At 63.1% G+C, this 17,089-nt stretch carries 14 protein-coding genes; 9 read left to right on the top strand and 5 right to left on the bottom strand.

The features are described from left to right. Positions 1–4: 4 nt before the first annotated feature. The 4 genes from hslV to B0919_RS12730 all read right to left on the bottom strand — a co-directional run bounded on the left by hslV (position 5) and on the right by B0919_RS12730 (position 5,830). Positions 5–541, bottom strand: coding sequence for an ATP-dependent protease subunit HslV (hslV, locus tag B0919_RS12745; protein WP_078012642.1), 537 nt, complete (start codon positions 539–541; stop codon positions 5–7). Positions 542–725: 184 nt separating this feature from the next. Then, complete coding sequence (locus B0919_RS12740; RefSeq protein WP_078012641.1) at positions 726–3,053, bottom strand: S9 family peptidase; 2,328 nt, start codon at positions 3,051–3,053, stop codon at positions 726–728. 204 nt (positions 3,054–3,257) lie between these two features. After that, positions 3,258–4,982: a pyruvate dehydrogenase complex dihydrolipoamide acetyltransferase gene (locus tag B0919_RS12735; protein ID WP_078012640.1), complete on the bottom strand. Its 1,725-nt coding sequence runs from the start codon at positions 4,980–4,982 to the stop codon at positions 3,258–3,260. A 233-nt stretch (positions 4,983–5,215) separates the two neighbouring features. After that, positions 5,216–5,830 carry a histidine phosphatase family protein gene (locus tag B0919_RS12730; RefSeq protein WP_078012639.1) on the bottom strand — a complete coding sequence of 205 codons (615 nt, stop codon included), beginning with the start codon at positions 5,828–5,830 and terminating at the stop codon, positions 5,216–5,218. Positions 5,831–5,927: 97 nt separating this feature from the next. Between B0919_RS12730 and B0919_RS12725 the strand changes: the two genes are divergently transcribed. From B0919_RS12725 to B0919_RS24755, 8 genes are all read left to right on the top strand, one after another. After that, positions 5,928–6,377, top strand: a complete 450-nt coding sequence (locus tag B0919_RS12725; RefSeq protein WP_078012638.1) for a hotdog fold thioesterase — start codon at positions 5,928–5,930, stop codon at positions 6,375–6,377. Then, on the top strand, positions 6,374–7,582 hold the full coding sequence (locus B0919_RS12720) for a chorismate-binding protein (protein ID WP_078012637.1): 1,209 nt from the start codon (positions 6,374–6,376) through the stop codon (positions 7,580–7,582). Before B0919_RS12725 ends, B0919_RS12720 begins: the two co-directional genes overlap by 4 nt. 104 nt (positions 7,583–7,686) lie before the next feature. Further along, the gene (gene menD, locus B0919_RS12715) at positions 7,687–9,564 is read left to right on the top strand and encodes a 2-succinyl-5-enolpyruvyl-6-hydroxy-3-cyclohexene-1-carboxylic-acid synthase (RefSeq protein WP_078012788.1); all 1,878 of its coding nucleotides are present in this window, start codon (positions 7,687–7,689) and stop codon (positions 9,562–9,564) included. Between the two features lie 139 nt (positions 9,565–9,703). Continuing rightward, a complete protein-coding gene (menB, locus tag B0919_RS12710) occupies positions 9,704–10,528 on the top strand; it encodes a 1,4-dihydroxy-2-naphthoyl-CoA synthase (RefSeq protein ID WP_078012636.1) in 825 nt (274 codons plus the stop codon). A 249-nt stretch (positions 10,529–10,777) separates the two neighbouring features. After that, entirely contained in the window at positions 10,778–11,344 is a 567-nt protein-coding gene (locus B0919_RS12705) for a DUF4256 domain-containing protein (RefSeq protein WP_078012635.1), read from the top strand. 166 nt (positions 11,345–11,510) lie between these two features. Then, positions 11,511–12,917, top strand: coding sequence for an RtcB family protein (locus tag B0919_RS12700; protein ID WP_078012634.1), 1,407 nt, complete (start codon positions 11,511–11,513; stop codon positions 12,915–12,917). A 3-nt stretch (positions 12,918–12,920) separates the two neighbouring features. After that, a complete protein-coding gene (locus B0919_RS12695) occupies positions 12,921–13,268 on the top strand; it encodes a hypothetical protein (protein WP_078012633.1) in 348 nt (115 codons plus the stop codon). Positions 13,269–13,286: 18 nt separating this feature from the next. After that, the gene (locus tag B0919_RS24755; RefSeq protein ID WP_139362094.1) at positions 13,287–13,523 is read left to right on the top strand and encodes a hypothetical protein; all 237 of its coding nucleotides are present in this window, start codon (positions 13,287–13,289) and stop codon (positions 13,521–13,523) included. 65 nt (positions 13,524–13,588) lie between these two features. On the opposite strand, the gene B0919_RS12690 is transcribed toward B0919_RS24755, so the two are convergent. After that, on the bottom strand, positions 13,589–14,164 hold the full coding sequence (locus tag B0919_RS12690; RefSeq protein ID WP_078012632.1) for a hypothetical protein: 576 nt from the start codon (positions 14,162–14,164) through the stop codon (positions 13,589–13,591). A gap of 459 nt (positions 14,165–14,623) precedes the next feature. On the opposite strand from B0919_RS12690, the gene B0919_RS12685 reads away from it, so the two are divergent. After that, positions 14,624–16,882, top strand: a complete 2,259-nt coding sequence (locus tag B0919_RS12685) for an N-acetylmuramoyl-L-alanine amidase (protein WP_078012631.1) — start codon at positions 14,624–14,626, stop codon at positions 16,880–16,882. Positions 16,883–17,089: the final 207 nt, after the last annotated feature.

Here is a 17,089-nt window from a genome sequence, read left to right as displayed (position 1 = left end):
TACCCTATACCGGCTCCTCGATGATGAGGTTATGGTTCGTGTAAATGCAGATATCGGCGGCGATGTGCAGGGCTTCCTCCACCATCTGCCGGGCCGTGAGCTGCGGGGCGTGCTTCTTCAGGGCCAGCGCGGCGGCCTGGGCGTACATGGCCCCCGAGCCGATGGCAGCCACGTCGGAATCGGGCTCCAGCACGTCGCCGGTGCCGGCAATGATGAGCAGCTCGTCCTTGTCGGCCACCACCATCATGGCTTCCAGCTTGCGCAGGTACTGGTCTTTGCGCCAGTCCTTGGCCAGCTCAATGGCGGCGCGCTTCAGGTTCTGGCCGAAAGCGCCCAGCTTTTCCTCGAAGCGTTCCAGCAGCGCGAAGGCGTCGGCGGTGGAGCCGGCAAAGCCCGTTACCACTTTGCCGCCGTGCAGCTGGCGAATCTTGCGCACGTTGTTTTTGGCCACGTGCTTGTCCATGGTGGCCTGGCCATCGGCACCCACGGCAATTTCGCCGTTGTGCCGGATGCCCAGCACCGTAGTAGAGCGGATTTTCATAGGAGCAGCAAAAGGAATGACCCGCTTTTTCGGCGGGAAGGCGCAAAGCTACGCGAATCCACCTGGAACGCCCAGCTTGCCCCAGGTCGCTCCTGAGAAGTGGGTCATGCTCATTGAATGAAAAAAGACCGTCATTCCTCGACGATGCTCGGAATGACGGTCTAGAGCTTTTAAGCCTACCAGCCTACTGCACCGCGTTGCGCGGGTCGGGCCGGGGCTTCATCTGGTAGTCGTGCGGGGGCTCGGCGCCAGCCAGGTGCTGCACGAAGTAGTCCCAGCGGCGACGCATCATGTAGGGCGAGTACTGGCCGTAGCCGTGGGCCGCGTTGGGGAATACCACGAGGTCGTAGCTCTTGTTGGCCTTGGTGAGGGCTTCTACCACCAACCACGTGTTGTAGGGCGGCACGTTGTCGTCCATCAAGCCATGGGCCAGCATCAGCTTGCCCTTGAGGTTTTTGGCATTAACGGCGTTGGCTTGGTTGTCGTAGTTGGTGGTGCCGTCGGCGTTGGTTTTGAGCAGGCCGATGTAGCGCTCGGCCCAGTCGTCCTCGTAGTTGCGGTTTTCGTGGTTGCCCGACTCGGAGATGCCCACCTTGAAGAAGTCGGGGTAGCGGAACAGGGCCGCGGCCGTAGCGTAGCCGCCGCCCGAGTGCCCCCAGATGCCAGCCCGCTCCAAATCGATGTAGGGGAAGCGTTGGGCCAGCTGGCGCATGCCGCTCACTTGGTCCGACAGCGTGTTTTCGGCCATGTTGCCGTAGCAGGCGTCGTGGTAGCTTTTGGAGCGCAGCGGGTTGCAGCTGCCCTCAATCACCACCACCACGAAGCCCAGCTCCGCCAGGGCTTGGTGGTCGTTGCGCGCCGCCGCAAACGACCAGCTGCCCACGCCCCCGCCCTGCGGCCCGGGGTAGATGTAGTCGATGATGGGGTACTTCCGGCCAGCCTCCAGCGTGCTGGGCGTAAACATCAGCCCGTAAAGGTCGGTCTGCCCGTCGGCGGCCTTCACCGTGATGGGCGTGGGCGCCTTCCAGCCAGTAGCGGTGAGGCGGGAAATATCGGTTTTCTCCAGGGTCGAAATCAGCTTGCCATCGGCCGAGCGCAGCACCGTGCTGCCGGGGCGGTCGGGCTGCGAGTACGTGTCGACGAAGTACTTACCCGAGGGCGCAAACGTCACCTGGTGGTTGCCGGCTTCCGGCGTGAGCAGGGTGAGGTTCTTGCCATCCAGCCCGATGCGGTAGAGGTGGGTGAAGTAGGGGTTGCCGGGCTCCCGGCCATCGGCCAGGAAGTACAGCTGCCGGTTTTTCTCGTCCACCCGCAGCAGCTGCGTCACCACCCAGTTGCCCTTGGTGATTTGCTTTTTGAGCTTGCCGCTGGTGGCGTCGTAGAGGTACAGGTGGCCCCAGTTCTCGCGCTCCGAGTACCAGATGATTTCCTTGGTTTTGGGCAGGTAGCGCCAGTTGATAGCGCCCTGGCCCGACTCGTACTGGGTGGCGACGGTTTCCGTAAACACGTCTCGCACAGCGCCGGTCGTGGCGTCGACAATGCGCACCTTTTCTTCCTTATGGTCGCGCGAAGTCGAGACGAAGGCCAGCTGGCTCGCGTCGGCGCTCCAGTCCACGTCGTCGAAGGTGCCGCTGCTGGAAATGTCGTCGGAGAGCGTGCCGCGGTGCGGGTCCGGGGCCATCTGGAAGCGTACCACTTTGGCCGGATTTACCTCGATGACTATCCGCTCGATCATGGCAATGTCCTTGTCGCCGGGCAGCGGGTATTTCCACGCTTCCAGCTTCGGATGGCCCACGTTGGTCGTCACCAGGTACATGTCGCCTACGTTGCGCTGGTCCTGGCGGAAGGTGGCAATCTTGCGCGAATCGGGCGACCAGCGCAGCACCGCCTTGTCGCTGTGGCTCCAGCCGGCGTTGTCGGTGGCGTAGCCGTAGTTCTGCACGCCGTCGGTGGTCAGCGGGGTACTTTGGTTGGTTTTCGTATCGCGCACCCACAGGTTGTAGTCCTTGATGTAGGCGGCCAGCTTGCCGTCGGGCGACAGAATTTCGTTGGCTTCGTTGCGGGCGGGGGCCACGGCCGTTCCCGGACTCAGCTGGCTGCTGGCCAGGTCGTACTGCCAGGTTTTGCCAGCGGCTGCGAACGAGATGCTCTTTTCATCGGGCACAAACCCGAAGCTGCGAAACGGCAGGCGGCCCGCCGCGTAGGTTTTGCCGCTGGCCGTCGACAGCGCAGCCGCCAGCTTGGCCTGATCGAAAGCTACCGTGCGGCTTTTGCGAGCCGGGTCGACGAGGACAAACTCGCTGCCCTGCGGCGTGAGCACGCGGTACCAGAACCGGTCGTTGGCCAGCCAGTTGGGCGCGCCTGCGCCGCCATCCACCAGGGCTTGGGTGTTGTAGCTCAGGAACCGTTCGGCCCGGGCGTAGTCCTGCTCCGTCAGCGCGGGGCGCTGCTGGGCCGGGGCCGTGGACATGAAAAGCGTAGCAGCCGCGAGGGCCAGTACATACTTGTGCATAGAGGTTGGCGAGGGGAATGAAAAGGACTGTGCGTAGCAGCAGGGGCGGAAGGTAGCACACAAATCTGGCGCAGCCCGCCCGCAAGGGGCCGGTAGCCGGTGCTGACCTAAATACATTCTGCCTTTGCCAGGCCAGCGAAAATAAAGCCGGCCAACCCCGAGGGCTGGCCGGCTTCGGCAATACAATTCAGGTGGTTAGGCAGCTCAGATGAGCATGCGCATCGGGTCTTCCAGCAGGCCTTTCAGCGTCTGCAGGAAGGCGGCGCCGGTAGCGCCGTCCACCACGCGGTGGTCGCAGGACAGCGTCACTTTCATCACGTTGCCGACCACGATCTGGCCGTCCTTCACCACGGGCGTCTGCTTGATGCCGCCCACGGCCAGGATGCAGGCATCCGGCGGGTTGATGATGGCAGTGAATTCCTCGATGCCGAACATGCCCAGGTTGGAGATGGTGAAGGTGCTGCCTTCCCACTCGGCCGGCTGCAGCTTCTTGCTCTTGGCCTTGCCAGCCAGCTCTTTTACCTCCGAGGCAATGGCCGAGAGGCCCTTCTGGTCGGCGTTGCGCACCACGGGCACCAGCAGGCCTTCGTCCACGGCCACGGCCACGCCGATGTTGTACACCTTGTTGACGCGGATTTTGTCGCCGAGCCACGAGGAGTTTACGGCCGGGTGCTGACGCAACGCCACGGCGGCAGCCTTGATGACCATGTCGTTGAACGACAGCTTCACCGGCGACAGCTCGTTGAGGCGGCCGCGGGCTTCGATGGCTTTGTCCATCGAAATTTCCATCGTGAGATAGAAGTGCGGGGCCGTAAACAGGCTCTCGGACAGACGGCGGGCAATGACCTTGCGCATCTGCGACACCGGCGTCTCGGTGTAAGTGCCTTCGGCGGCAGCCGGGGCGGCCGGGGCCGCTTGCGGTGCCGGAGCAGCCTGCTGAGCGGGTGCCGCGGCGGGTTGCGGCGCAGCCGTGGGCTGAGCGGCCGGAGCAGCCTGCGGCGCGGCGCCGGGCTGGGCATTTTCCAGGTCACGCGACACGATGCGGCCGTTTTCGCCCGAGCCCTTCACGGCGTTCAGGTCGATGCCTTTGTCCTGCGCAATGCGCTTGGCCAGCGGCGAAGCGAAGATGCGGCCACCGGCCGAAGCCGTAGCGGCAGCCTGCGGAGCTGCTTCAGCGGCGTTAGCGGCCGGCGCAGCAGCGGCCGCCGGAGCAGCTTCTGGCTGCGGCGCCGCGGCCGGCGCCGGCGAAGCACCACCCGACTGGCCACCAATCAGGGCCTGTACGTCGGCACCTTCTTCGCCGATAACGGCCAGCACGCCATCTACGGCCACGGACTCACCATCCTTGGCGCCGATGTAGAGCAGGGTGCCGTCCTCGTAGTTTTCCAGCTCCATCGTAGCCTTGTCGGTTTCTACCTCGGCCAGGATGTCGCCTGATTTCACTTTGTCGCCCACCTTCTTGAGCCAGGAGGCAATAACGCCTTCGGTCATGGTGTCGCTCATCTTGGGCATGCGCACCACGGTGGCTTTTTTGCCGTTGCCGGCCGGCGCCGCGGCTACAGGAGCCGGGGCAGGCGCAGCGGGAGCCGGCGCGGGGGCCGGTTGCTCGGCCTGGGGCTGCTCGGCGGCGGGTGCGGGCGCTGCGGCGCCGTTGCCGCCGGCTTGGTTCAGCAAGCCGGAAATGTCTTCACCTTCTTTGCCGATGATGGCCAATACCCCGTCCACCGGAACCGATTCTTTTTCTTTCGGCCCGATGTACAGCAAGGTTCCGTCTTCGTAGTTCTCCAGCTCCATGGTGGCCTTGTCGGTTTCCACTTCCGCCAGGATGTCACCCGACTTTACCTTGTCGCCCACTTTTTTGAGCCACGCGGCGATGACACCTTCCGTCATCGTGTCGCTCATCTTGGGCATTTTTATGATTTGGGCCATTGCTAGTCGTCAGTTGTGTTCAGGGGGTCAAAAATAGACCGGATTTTTTCCGGCCGCAAACCCGAATTTGCGCAAACGTTCCCGGCTTCGAAAGCCTTAGGGTATTCAGCGAAACGGCGCTGACTGAGTAACCCAGGCGACGACAAACAGTTCAGGGCAGCTTCACCGGGCCCAGCCCATGGATTTGCGCGCCCTTGGCTACTGCTTTTGGGCAGTGGTTTTCGGCGTGGACCTTACATCAGATGCGCGGTATCCATGTAGCTGCGGATGCTGAACAACGAGCCGGTGTAGTGCACGCGGTACAGGCACAGGTTGCGGTGCTCGAAGTGGTCCATGCGGCTGAGCGGGTAGTTCAGCAGCTGGCACAGCAGCACGCGCATGGCGCGGCCGTGCATGCACACCAGCACGGTTTCTTCCTCGGGCCGGCCGCGCAGCACCTCCTCGATGAAGGGCCGCTGCCGGGCCGCTACCTGCTCCGGGCTTTCGCCGCCGGGCAGAGCCAGCTGGGTTTCGCCGCGCTGCCAGGCACGCAGCAGGCCGTGGTACTCGATGTCTTCTTCGGGGGTGATGCGCGTACCCTCGCGGTGGCCCCAGCTGATTTCGTCGAGGGCGCGGTGCCGCTCGTGGGGCAGGCCCATGTCGAGGAAGGGCTGCACCGACTGCTGGGTACGCATCAGGGTGGAAATGTGCACCCGGTCGAAGGGCACGTGCTGGTAGGCGGCGTGAAACTGCCGGGCCTGCTGCTGGCCCACGTCGTTGAGGGGCGCGTCGACGCCGCTGCCTTGCACAATGCCGCGCACATTGAAGTACGTCTGGCCGTGGCGAATGAGGTAGATTTTCTTGACCACGCGGTTTTGGGGCGTAGTTTTGCTGAGATGGGGGCCAAAAGTAGCACTTTAGCGGCCCCGAACGTTTCGGGAACCTACTTAGCGCCACTCCACTTTTATGCTGCCTGCTTCCGCTTCTCTGCCCTCGGTGGCCGAACTCAACGCTTGGTCCCGCAACACCATGGGCGAGCATCTCGGCATTGAAATCACCGCCGTGGGCGAGCAATTCATCGAGGGCCGGATGCCCGTCGACCACCGCACGCACCAGCCCATGGGCCTGTTGCACGGCGGTGCTTCGGTAGTGCTGGCCGAAACACTGGGCAGCATCGGCGCAGTGCTGCAAGTAGACCGTACGCGCTACGCCTGCGTGGGGTTAGAAATCAACGCCAACCACATCAAGAGCGTGCGCTCGGGCTACGTACTGGGCCGGGCCGAGGCCCTGCACCTGGGCCGCACCACCCAGATCTGGGAAATCAAGATCCGGCACGAGGAAACCAACGCCCTGATCTGCGTGAGCCGCATTACGATGGCGGTGATTGAGTTGCCGGCCAAAAAGATTCAGCAGTGACGCAAAAACAAGTAGCCGACACGGCCGCCTCCGCCACGGTGCGCCGGCTGGTAGCCCTGGCGCTGCGGCACGAGGGCTCGGTGGCCCTGTGGCGCCTGCCGCACGCGGCCGCGCCAGTACTGCTGCTGAGCTTGCGGCCGCTGCACCTGTCGGGTTTACCGCCGTCGCTGGAGCCCACGGCCCCGGCCGGCTTTGCCTTTTACCCCTTCCAGGACGGCGACACGGCCGAGGCCATGCTGCTGCCCGCCGACGTGGTGCTGGATTTCTCGGCTGGCCAGCAGCTGAGTCTCTCGCACGCGCTGCCGGTGGAAGCAGTAGCGGCCGTGCAGCGCGTCATCCACGAAACCACGGAGCCCGAACAACTGGCATGGCACGTGAGCCCGCAACCGCTGCCGGCTACCACCGACCGCGGCGGCTACGAAACGCTGGTGGCCCAGGCCGTGGGCGCCATCCGGGCCGGGCAGATGACCAAAGTAGTATCGAGCCGGGCCGCGCTGCGTCCGTTGCCGGCAGGCTTCGATACCCTGAAAGCTTTCGACGAGCTGTGCCGACAGCATCCGCGCGCGTTTGTGAGCCTGGTCAGTGCGCCGCAGGCCGGTACGTGGTTGGGCGCCACGCCCGAAGTGCTGGTGGAAACCGATGGGGCGGAGTTTCGGACCATGGCCCTGGCTGGCACGCAGCCGCTCACGCCGGATATCACCGCCAACTCGGCGATGTGGCGGCAGAAAGACATCGAGGAACAGGCCATGGTGGGACGCTACGTGGTGGGTTGCTTCAAGCAGCTGCGCATCCGCGACTACGACGAAACCGGGCCCAAAACCGTGCAGGCGGGCAACCTGCTGCACCTGCGCACGGAGTTTCGGGTGGATCTGAAGCGCGTCACCTCCCCTACTTTCGCCACCGACATGCTGCGGCTGCTGCACCCGACCTCGGCCGTGGGCGGCATGCCCCGCGAGGCAGCCCTGGGCTTCCTGCAGCGCCACGAAGGCTACGACCGAACTTACTACAGCGGCTTCCTGGGGCCCGTGAACCTGCCCGCGCCCGGCACCTCGCGCCTGTTCGTGAACCTGCGCTGCATGCAGCTGCGCCCCACTGAAGCTATTCTGTACGCCGGCACCGGCCTCACTACGGAATCGGACCCGGCGAAGGAGTGGCAGGAAACGGAAATGAAGCTGCGCACGGTGGGCTCGGTGCTGGACGAGTAGCGGCTACGCTTATACAGCTGTCCGCTTTCGTTGGATTCCGCGTAAGCAGCGGAATCAGTTGGCTGCGCGGTTTACCTTTGCCGCGCCTTACCTCGCTCCTGCCCTTGGCCACGCTTCAGCCCATCCACAACATTCCCGAAATCTGCGCCCAGCACGGCATCACCGATGTGGTTTTGTCGCCCGGGTCGCGGTCGGCGCCGCTTACCATTGCCTTTGCCCGCCACCCCGAGCTGCGCGTGCGCGTAGTGCCCGATGAGCGCGCCGCGGCCTTTATTGGCTTGGGCCTGGCGCAGGCGCAGCGGCGGCCTGTAGCGCTGGTATGCACCTCCGGCACGGCGGGGGTGAACTACGCTCCTGCGGTGGCGGAGGCGTTTTTCCAGCAGATTCCGCTGGTGGTATTCACCGCCGACCGCCCGCCGGAGTGGATTGACCAGCTCGACGGCCAGACCATCCGCCAGACCAATCTGTACGGGCGCCACGCCAAGGCGGCCTTCGAGCTGCCGGTAGACTTTACGCACGCCGACGCCCGATGGCAGGCCACGCGCCTGGTCAATGAGGCCATCAACATCGCGCAGGAGTTTCCGGCCGGACCAGTGCAGGTAAATGTGCCCCTGCGGGAGCCGTTTTACCCCAAAGCCGGCGAGGAAATTCAATACGAGTCGGTCAAGATCAGCCGCGAGGTGGCCGGCGTGCCGCAGCTGCCCGCGGGCGAGCTGAACGTGCTGCGCCGACAGCTGGGGCAGACCAAGCGCGTGCTCATCGTGGCCGGGCAGCACCCCACCGACGAGCCGCTGCTGCTGGCCCTGCGCCGGCTGGCCACGGCGTACCAGATTCCGGTGGTCGGCGACCTGATTGCCAACGTGCACCAGCCCGTCGGGCCTGACTTCGACGTGCGCACTGCGCCGCTGGGCAAGCAGGACGTGTTCATGGCAGTGCCCGAGCAGGGTCTGCGGGAAGCCTTGCGGCCGGAGCTGCTCATCACCTACGGCCAGTCGTTGATATCGAAGGCACTGAAAAATTACCTCCGCGACTTCGCGCCGCAGCAGCACTGGCACGTGCAGCCCGCCGGCCCGGTGGCCGATACGTTCCGCTCGCTCACGCGCATCATTCGCATGGAGCCGGCGGCATTTTTCGAGAGTATACTAGTCCCCGAAGCTCTTGATCCAGGTTCGATTCCTGGCGCGACTACAGCTGCTCAAGCCCCCGGCTCAAATCCTCCTCCCGGCACAACGCCAGCAGCCAACACCCGCCTGACCTGGCAAGGTCCCGGCTCAGCCCGCGGCGAGGCGGCGGCTCCCAAAGACGCTTACACCACGCCCTGGCAGCGGGCCAACGGCTGGGCCACGGATTTCCTGCGCGAGTTCATTACGCAGCCCAACCAGCCGTTCAACGAGTTTACGGCCATTTACCGCGCCCTGCAGCTGGTGCCCAACGGCGCCGCGCTGCACCTGGCCAACAGCATGGCCGTGCGCTACGCCAACATCCTGGGCCTACCGGCTGGCAGCACCGTCGAGGTCTTCGCCAACCGCGGCACCAGTGGCATCGATGGCTGCAACTCTACCGCAGTAGGCGCGGCACTGGCCCAGCCCGAGCGCCCCGTGGTGCTGCTCACCGGCGACGTGGCCTTCTTCTATGACCGCAACGGTTTTTGGCACAACTACCCCACGCCCAACCTGCGCGTTATTCTCATCAACAACCACGCGGGCGGCATCTTCCGGCTGATCGACGGGCCGCGGCAGCAGCCCGAACTGGAGGAGTTCTTTGAGACGCGGCAGGCCCTGACGGCCGAAAACACGGCGCGGGATTTTGGCTTGCGCTACTTCATTGCCACCTCGTTTGCCGAACTAGATAAGGTGCTGCCGGTTTTCTTTGCACCGAGCAGCAAGGGCAACGCCGCCGTGCTGGAAATCACCACCGACTCGGCCAGCAACGCCGCCTTCTTCGAACAATACCGCGCCGCCGTGCGCACGTCTTTTTTCTAATCGTTCAACCCATTGCCCGTCATGCAGAGGCGCAGCCGAAGCATCTCGCCGGATAGTAATTCTTGTCTTGAGTTTACTACCTGACATCAGCCCGCGAGATTCCTCGCCAAGCTCGGAATGACGGCCTTTTCCCACTCCCATGTCCCAGCAAGTCAACTGGACGCCCATCAAGGAATTCAAGGAAATTCTGTTTTCCTTCCACGAGGGCATTGCCAAAATCTCCATCAACCGCCCGCAGGTCCACAACGCCTTCACCCCCCTCACGGTGCAGGAAATGATTGAGGCCATGCACATCTGCCGCGACCGGACCGATATCGGCGTGGTGATTCTGACCGGCGAGGGCGGGCGCGCCTTCTGCTCGGGCGGCGACCAGAGCGTGCGCGGCCACGGCGGCTACGTGGGCGACGACACGGTGCCGCGCCTGAACGTGCTCGACCTGCAAAAGCTCATCCGTTCCATCCCCAAGCCCGTCATTGCCATGGTGGCCGGCTGGGCCATCGGGGGCGGCCACGTGCTGCACGTGGTGTGCGACCTGACCATTGCGGCTGAAAATGCCCGTTTCGGCCAGACCGGCCCGAAAGTGGGTTCGTTCGACGGCGGCTTCGGCGCTTCGTACCTGGCGCGCATCGTGGGCCAAAAGAAAGCCCGCGAAATCTGGTACCTCTGCGACCAGTACGACGCCCAGGAAGCCCTCGACATGGGCCTGGTCAACAAAGTGGTGCCGCTGGAGCAGCTGGAAGAAACCACCTTGCAGTGGTGCCACAAGATCCTGGAGAAAAGCCCGTTGGCCCTGCGCATGCTCAAGTCGTCCTTCAACGCCGAACTAGACGGCCAAGCTGGTATTCAGGAGCTGGCCGGCAACGCCACCCTGCTCTACTACCTCTCCGAAGAAGCCAAAGAGGGCAAAAACGCCTTCATCGAGAAGCGCAAGCCGGATTTCGACAAGTTCCCGAAGTTTCCGTAGCGGCTCCGGCCGCTTGGCGACTCTGGTAACCCCAGCGCGTCCTGCAGGGCTGTTTTGGCAGCCTTGCAGGACGTTTTTTTATGTACCGCTGTAAGCTGACGGCTGTGTTGGGTTACCTGTGCCTGACGCTGCACTCTTGCATACCCAAAGCGGATTGCCGTTGTTAGCTCCCGGCTGAGGCGAGGCAGGCTGTCGGCTGCGCCAAGTACCTGCTTTTCTCCAGCTGATTCCTACTACCCGCTTTCCCATATGAGCACAGCAAACCAGGCGTTATCGTCGGAGCAACGCGAAGAACTACTCCGCACTTTGCAAGCCCGCTTTGAGCACCATCCGAGCCGCCACCCAGGGCTTGCGTGGGCACCCATTCAAGGCAAGCTGGAGCGCAATCTGGAAAAGCTGGCGGCGCTCCACGCCATGGAGCAGACCGGCGGCGAACCGGATGTGGTGGGCTACGACGATAAGACGGACGCGTATCAGTTTGTGGATTGCGCGGCGGAAAGCCCCACCGGCCGCCGGAGCACGTGCTACGACCGCGCAGCGCAGGAATCCAGGAAAGAGCACAAACCCGCCGCCAACGCGCTCGACATGGCCGCCGCCATGGGCATCGAATTGCTGACGGAAGAGCAATACCGGCAGCTGCAAAAGCTGGGGCGGTTCGACCAAAAAACGTCGAGCTGGCTGAGCACGCCTGCTGATATCCGCCAGCTCGGCGGGGCGCTTTACGCGGACTTGCGCTACGGGCGGGTCTTCGTTTATCACAACGGGGCCGCTTCTTATTACGCTGCCCGAGGATTTCGGGGCATGCTCTGGGTCTAATCAGCACCTTTCGCCTCGCCGCCTATTCGCCCCTAGCAGCACCTACCCGAGTGTGCTGAAAACCGCGGGACGTCAGGTAGCCACAGCTTCGCGCCAGCGGCGTTTACGGCGCCCACGGTCTGCTCAGTTTGCCGTAGCTTCGGGCTCTTCCCATCGACTTTTTGCTATGATTACCGGTCAGGATTTTATTAACCTGGGCTACCGTCCCTCCAAGTGGTTTAAGGAAGCCCTGGAGCACGCCAACCGCTACGAACTCAGCGGCCCCGCTCTGGCAGAATACCTGCAAACCGTCAGCCCGCGCGTGGTGTACCCGCACGAGGCGCCCCTCCCCTTTCACCAGAACATTCAGGCCGATACGCCGGCGGAAGCGGCCAACGTGGAACAGGTGCTGCTGACCATGCAGGAGCTGATGAAGACGCCGACGCTGGTGGGCGGCACCATCATGCCAGATGCCTGCCCCACCGGCGCCATCGGGCAGATTCCGGTGGGTGGCGTGGCCGTGGCCCGCAACGCCATCCACCCGGCCATGCACAGCGCGGATATCTGCTGCTCGGTGATGATGACCAACTTCGGCCACCTCGACCCGAAAAAGGTGCTCGACACGGCCCATGCCGTCACGCACTTTGGCGGGGGCGGCCGACCGGAGTTTTCGGACCTGCCGCGGGAGTTGGAAGAGCAGCTGCGCCAGAACCGCTTCCTCAACGACGAGCGCAGCCGCAACTTCGCCCGGTTCCACCTTGCCACCCAGGGCGACGGCAACCACTTCCTGTACGTAGGCCGCTCGCGCAACACCGGCGAAACCATCATGGTGACGCACCACGGCAGCCGCGGCCTGGGCGCCCACCTATACTCGCAGGGCATGAAGGTAGCCGAAGCCTTCCGCAAGGATATTGCCCCCACTACCCTGGCCAAAAACGCCTGGATTCCCTACGACACCGACGAGGGCCGCGCTTACTGGGAGGCCTTGCAGATCGTGCGCACGTGGACCAAGCTCAACCACAGCACCCTGCACGACGCAACGGCAGCCGGGCTGCGGGCTGAGGTGCTGAACCGCTTCTGGAACGAGCACAACTTCGTCTTCAAGGACCAGGACCTGTTTTATCACGCCAAAGGCGCCACGCCGCTCGACGATAAATTTGTGCCCGATAGCCAAGATGGTCTGCGGCTGATTCCCCTGAACATGCGCGAGCCGGTGCTTGTGGTGCGCGGCCAGACCACGGAAACCAACCTGGGATTTGCCCCGCACGGGGCAGGCCGCAACATCAGCCGCTCGGCCCACAAGCGCCTGCAGGCCCACAAAACCATCGAGCAGCTGTTCGCCGAAGAAACGGCCGGCCTTGATGTGCGCTTCTTCTCCAACCACATCGATATTTCCGAGCTGCCGAGCGCCTACAAGGATGCCCGCGCGGTGAAGGCGCAAATGCAGCACTTCGGCCTCGGCGAAGTCGTTGACGAAATCCTGCCCTACGGCTGCATTATGGCCGGCGACTGGGAAATCGACGCGCCGTGGCGGCAGAAACGCCTGCAGCGGCAGGCCGCACGCACGGCGGCCGACGATGCGCCTACGGCTTAACCGATGGCGTTACTCAGCGAAGAGCAGCTGATTTGGTCGCCGGTGGTAGCCAACTCGGCCATGAACCGCCTGCGCGGCGCCAACCGCTACGCACAAGCCCTGAAGCTGGCCCCGGAAAGTTACCTCGGCGCGCTGCTCCGGCAGTTCGGCCAGGCGGCCTGGCTGGATCTGTGCTGCGGCGCGGGCAACGCCCTGCGGCAAACGGCCGAGCACTTCCAGCGCCTCGGTGCGCCCGGGTCGTTCATCCTGCACGGCGTGGATTTAGTCGATGCGTTTGCGCCTGTTCCGCCGGTGGTGAGCGGCCTCACCTTCGAAGTGGCCTCCGTGGTCGACTGGACCGCGCCCCGGTAATTCGACCTGATAACCTGTTTGCACGGCCTGCATTACCTCGGCGACAAGCTGCGGGTAATCGAAATGGCATCGGCCAGCCTGACGGCACACGGTGTATTCGTTGCCAACCTCGATCTGGCCAACATCCTCATCGGGCAGGCCGACGCGCGGCGGGTGCTCGGGCGGCTGCTTCGGGCCAATGGCCTGCAATCTATTCTGGTCAGGCGGCCGTCGCCTCGCACTACGCGCTGCTCTAATGCGCGGTGTCGGCGCTGAGTATCTGCATGAAAAAAGCTCCTGCAACGGGGCTTTTTTCATGTACTGTGCAGAGCAAACTTAGCTTAACGGTTGGCAGCTGTTTGCTCGATGACGCCGCTCACGTCCTGCTGCCGGCGAATGGTCAGCGGCAAAGAGGTAAGGGTAACGACGGCGTTGTTGCTGGTGGAGCTTTCTTCGTAGCGTAGTAGGGTCCGCTCGCCGCGCCAGGTAAACCGCTGCTGCGTGCCTTTCTGCTCGCCCGGGCCGTAGAGGTCCTGCAGGCGGGCCAGCACGGCGTGGCTGTTGGCGGCGCCCTTGGTGGTAAAGGACAGGCTCAGCAGCTTACCGCGGTAAAACGCGTAGCTCGGGCCGGATACAGCCGCCTTGGCCCACGTCAGGCTATCGGTGTCGCGATGGTAATAAAACAAGTCGTTGTCGCGGCGCTCAAAGGCCAGAGCGCTCAGGCTGGTGCTGTCGGCCTCCAGCTTCACCCCGCGGAAGCCGTACTGCTGATCCAGCACCTGCGGCGAGTGCGCCACCGGCGCTGGTACCGTTACCGGCTTGGCAGCCGGCACTGCTTTGGTTTTTGGACTTCCGCCGTGCTGGGCCGCAACAGGCAGTGCTAGCAACAAGGGCAGGGCAAGAATAAAAAGGCGCATATCAGGAACTATGGGAAAAGTAGGAGCTAAGCGGCCCTTAAGCTGAGCAAAAAAGTAGGTAACAACAAGCTGGTAAGCCTAAAATCAGTGGTTTATCTTTTAAGGAAGTGTTTATTCCTGACGAATTATAAACGCTTCATTATTGCATCCAACTAATCAGACAATCAGCCAGTCAACTCAATAAATCAGGGACTTCGCAAGCGCAGTAATATTTGCACTTAATCAATATTAAATTCACCCATGATCATACACATTGTTAAGCCCCCTTACACGTTCCGCGCAGGGGTATGGATGACCTGAAGGTTTGTCCCCCTACCCTATCATAGGATCGATCTTTACAGCTAACGCCCAACTCCGAAAGGCTTTAAAAATTTTACAAAATATAACCGAATATGTTATTGACAATACCAGAATAACATTACTTTACCGATACCAAAGCACCTAACCACCGTTCGTTTTATGAAAACAACTTTACTGCTCTGGGCAGGCCTGCTGGGCCTGCCCATGGCCGCGCACGCCCAAACTGCGCCCTACCAAACCCTTGAGGCGGAAGTGCCCTACGCTGCCGACTTTGCCGCGGCGTACCGGCAGTACCCAATCATTCCGCGGGGCATGCTGGAGGCTGTGGCCTACACCCAAACCCACATCCGCCACATTGGTCCGGCAGAGCCGACGAGCTGCACTGGTATGCCGCTGCCAGTGGGGGTGATGGGCCTGTTCGCCGATGGCAAAGATTATTTCCGCGAGAACCTGAAAGTAGTGGCGCAGCTTTCGGGCATCAGCGTCACGCGCATTCAGCAGGAGCCCGGCGCTAATATTCTGGCCTATGCCGCTGCCTATGCCAAGCTGGCCGAGCAACAACAGCTCACGGCTGATAACCCTGGCAAGCACCTGCCGGTGCTCATCGCGCTGAGCGAGCTGCCCCTGGAAAAGGACGCGGTGAACAGCTACGCCCTGGACTCGCATTTGTACAGCGTGCTCACCTTCCTGACCAAGGCGGAAAACCAGCAGCGTTACCGCTTCCCGGATTACCACCTCTATTTGCCGGCCATCTTCAGCGCCAACTACCGCATTTTGAGCGCCAGCACCACGCAGGTATCCGATAGAAGCGTGGAAGCCGACGGCCAGCGCTACGACCCGGCTAGCTCCACAGCCGCACGCACGGCCTCGACGGACTACGGCCCGGCCAATACTGACCTGACCACCTGCAACTACAGCTCGCGCAGCGGCACGGCCGTAACCCACTACGCCGTTCACACCACGCAGGGCTCCTACGCGGGCACGCTTTCGTGGTTCAAGAACTGCTCGGCGCAGGTATCGGCCCACTACGTCATCCGCTCCAGCGACGGGCAGGTGACACAGATGGTCAGCGAAGCCAACAAAGCCTGGCACATCGGCTCGGAAAACCCCTACACCATCGGCACGGAGCACGAGGGCTACGTGGACGACGCCTCGTGGTACACCACGGCCATGTACACAAGCTCGGCGGCGCTGGCACGCGATATTGTGGGCAGTGGCTACGGCATCAATGGGTTGCGCACGTTCTACGGCGCAGCTACCACCGGCACCTACAGCACTGGCGCCTGCGTCAAGATCAAAGGCCACCAACACTACCCCAACCAGACGCATACCGACCCGGGCGTGAACTGGAACTGGGAGTACTTCTACACCTTGGTGAACAACAACCCGACGGTGAGCACGCTGACGGCGGCTTCGGGCAACGTGTACGACCCGGGCGGCAGCGCCGCCAACTACGCGGACGACGCGCGCCAGTGCCAGCTTATAGCCCCCACGGGCGCGACCAGCGTGACGCTGAGCTTCAGCAGCTTCGACGTAGAGAGTGGCTACGACCACCTGCTGGTGTTCAACGGCGCGAACAACCGCGCCCCGCTGCTCGGCAAGTTTTCCGGCACCTCGCTGCCGGCCACGCTCACGGCTTCGTCGGGCAAGATGTTTCTGGAGTTCCGCAGCGACTGCGCTACCACGCGCCCGGGCTTTACGGCCCGCTGGACCTCCACCGGTGGCAGCACCACCGCCTGCCCCACCGACAGCTACGAAGCCAACGAAACCCTGGCCGCCGCGCCGGCCATCGGCGTGAACGTGAACAACACCGCCTACGTGTGCCCCGCCGGCGACGTGGACTGGTACAAGTTCACGAGCTCCACGACCAACAACAACCTGAAGGTGACGCTGACCAACGTGCCCGTCGACTACGACCTGGAGCTGTATAATGCCAGCGGCACGCTGCTCTACTCCTCGACGCAGCCGGGCACCACGGCCGAAACCGTCGTGTACAACGGCGCGCCGGCGGCCACTTACTACGTGAAAGTGTACGGCTACAACGGCAACACCAGTGCCTCGGCCTACACCCTGCGCGTCTCGACCCAGTCTACCACGTGGTCTGCTCCTGCCGTGGCCCGCACTACTGACCTGAGCAGTTCCGATAAAAAATCCTTGGCAGAGCAGCCGGTGGTCAAAATCACCAACCCGGTGGAGGCTGGGCAGCAGGCCCAGCTCACGGTAACGGGCTACGAAGGTCCGGCCGAGCTGCAGCTGCGCGACGCCCAGGGCCAGCCCATCGGCAGCAGCCTGCCCGTGGAATTTGTGGCCAACCGCCCGCTGGCCTACCCCCTGCCCGGCAATTTGCGGCGCGGCGTGTACGTGCTGACGGTGCAGTTGCGCACCCATGTGCAGAAGCTCAAGCTGCTGGTGCAGTAGCCTCCGAAGGCGCATAAAAACGGCCCGGTTCGCCTCGTGCGTACCGGGCCGTTTTTATGCGCCTTGATGCCGGGCAGCTACCCTGCGCCGGAGCTATAGGTAGCGTTTAATCACTTATAGCATTGTCCGTTCCAGTTGCCGTAGGGCTTGACCTTTGCCTGGGCATTTCGTATCTCACAAGTCCCAACCTAGCTCCATCCGTGCTCC

Origin of the sequence: Hymenobacter sp. CRA2 (genome assembly GCF_002007105.1) — a bacterium.
GTDB lineage: Bacteria > Bacteroidota > Bacteroidia > Cytophagales > Hymenobacteraceae > Solirubrum.
The sequence above is the reverse complement of the archived record's forward strand: the minus strand, read 5'-3'. Positions and strand labels throughout refer to the sequence as shown.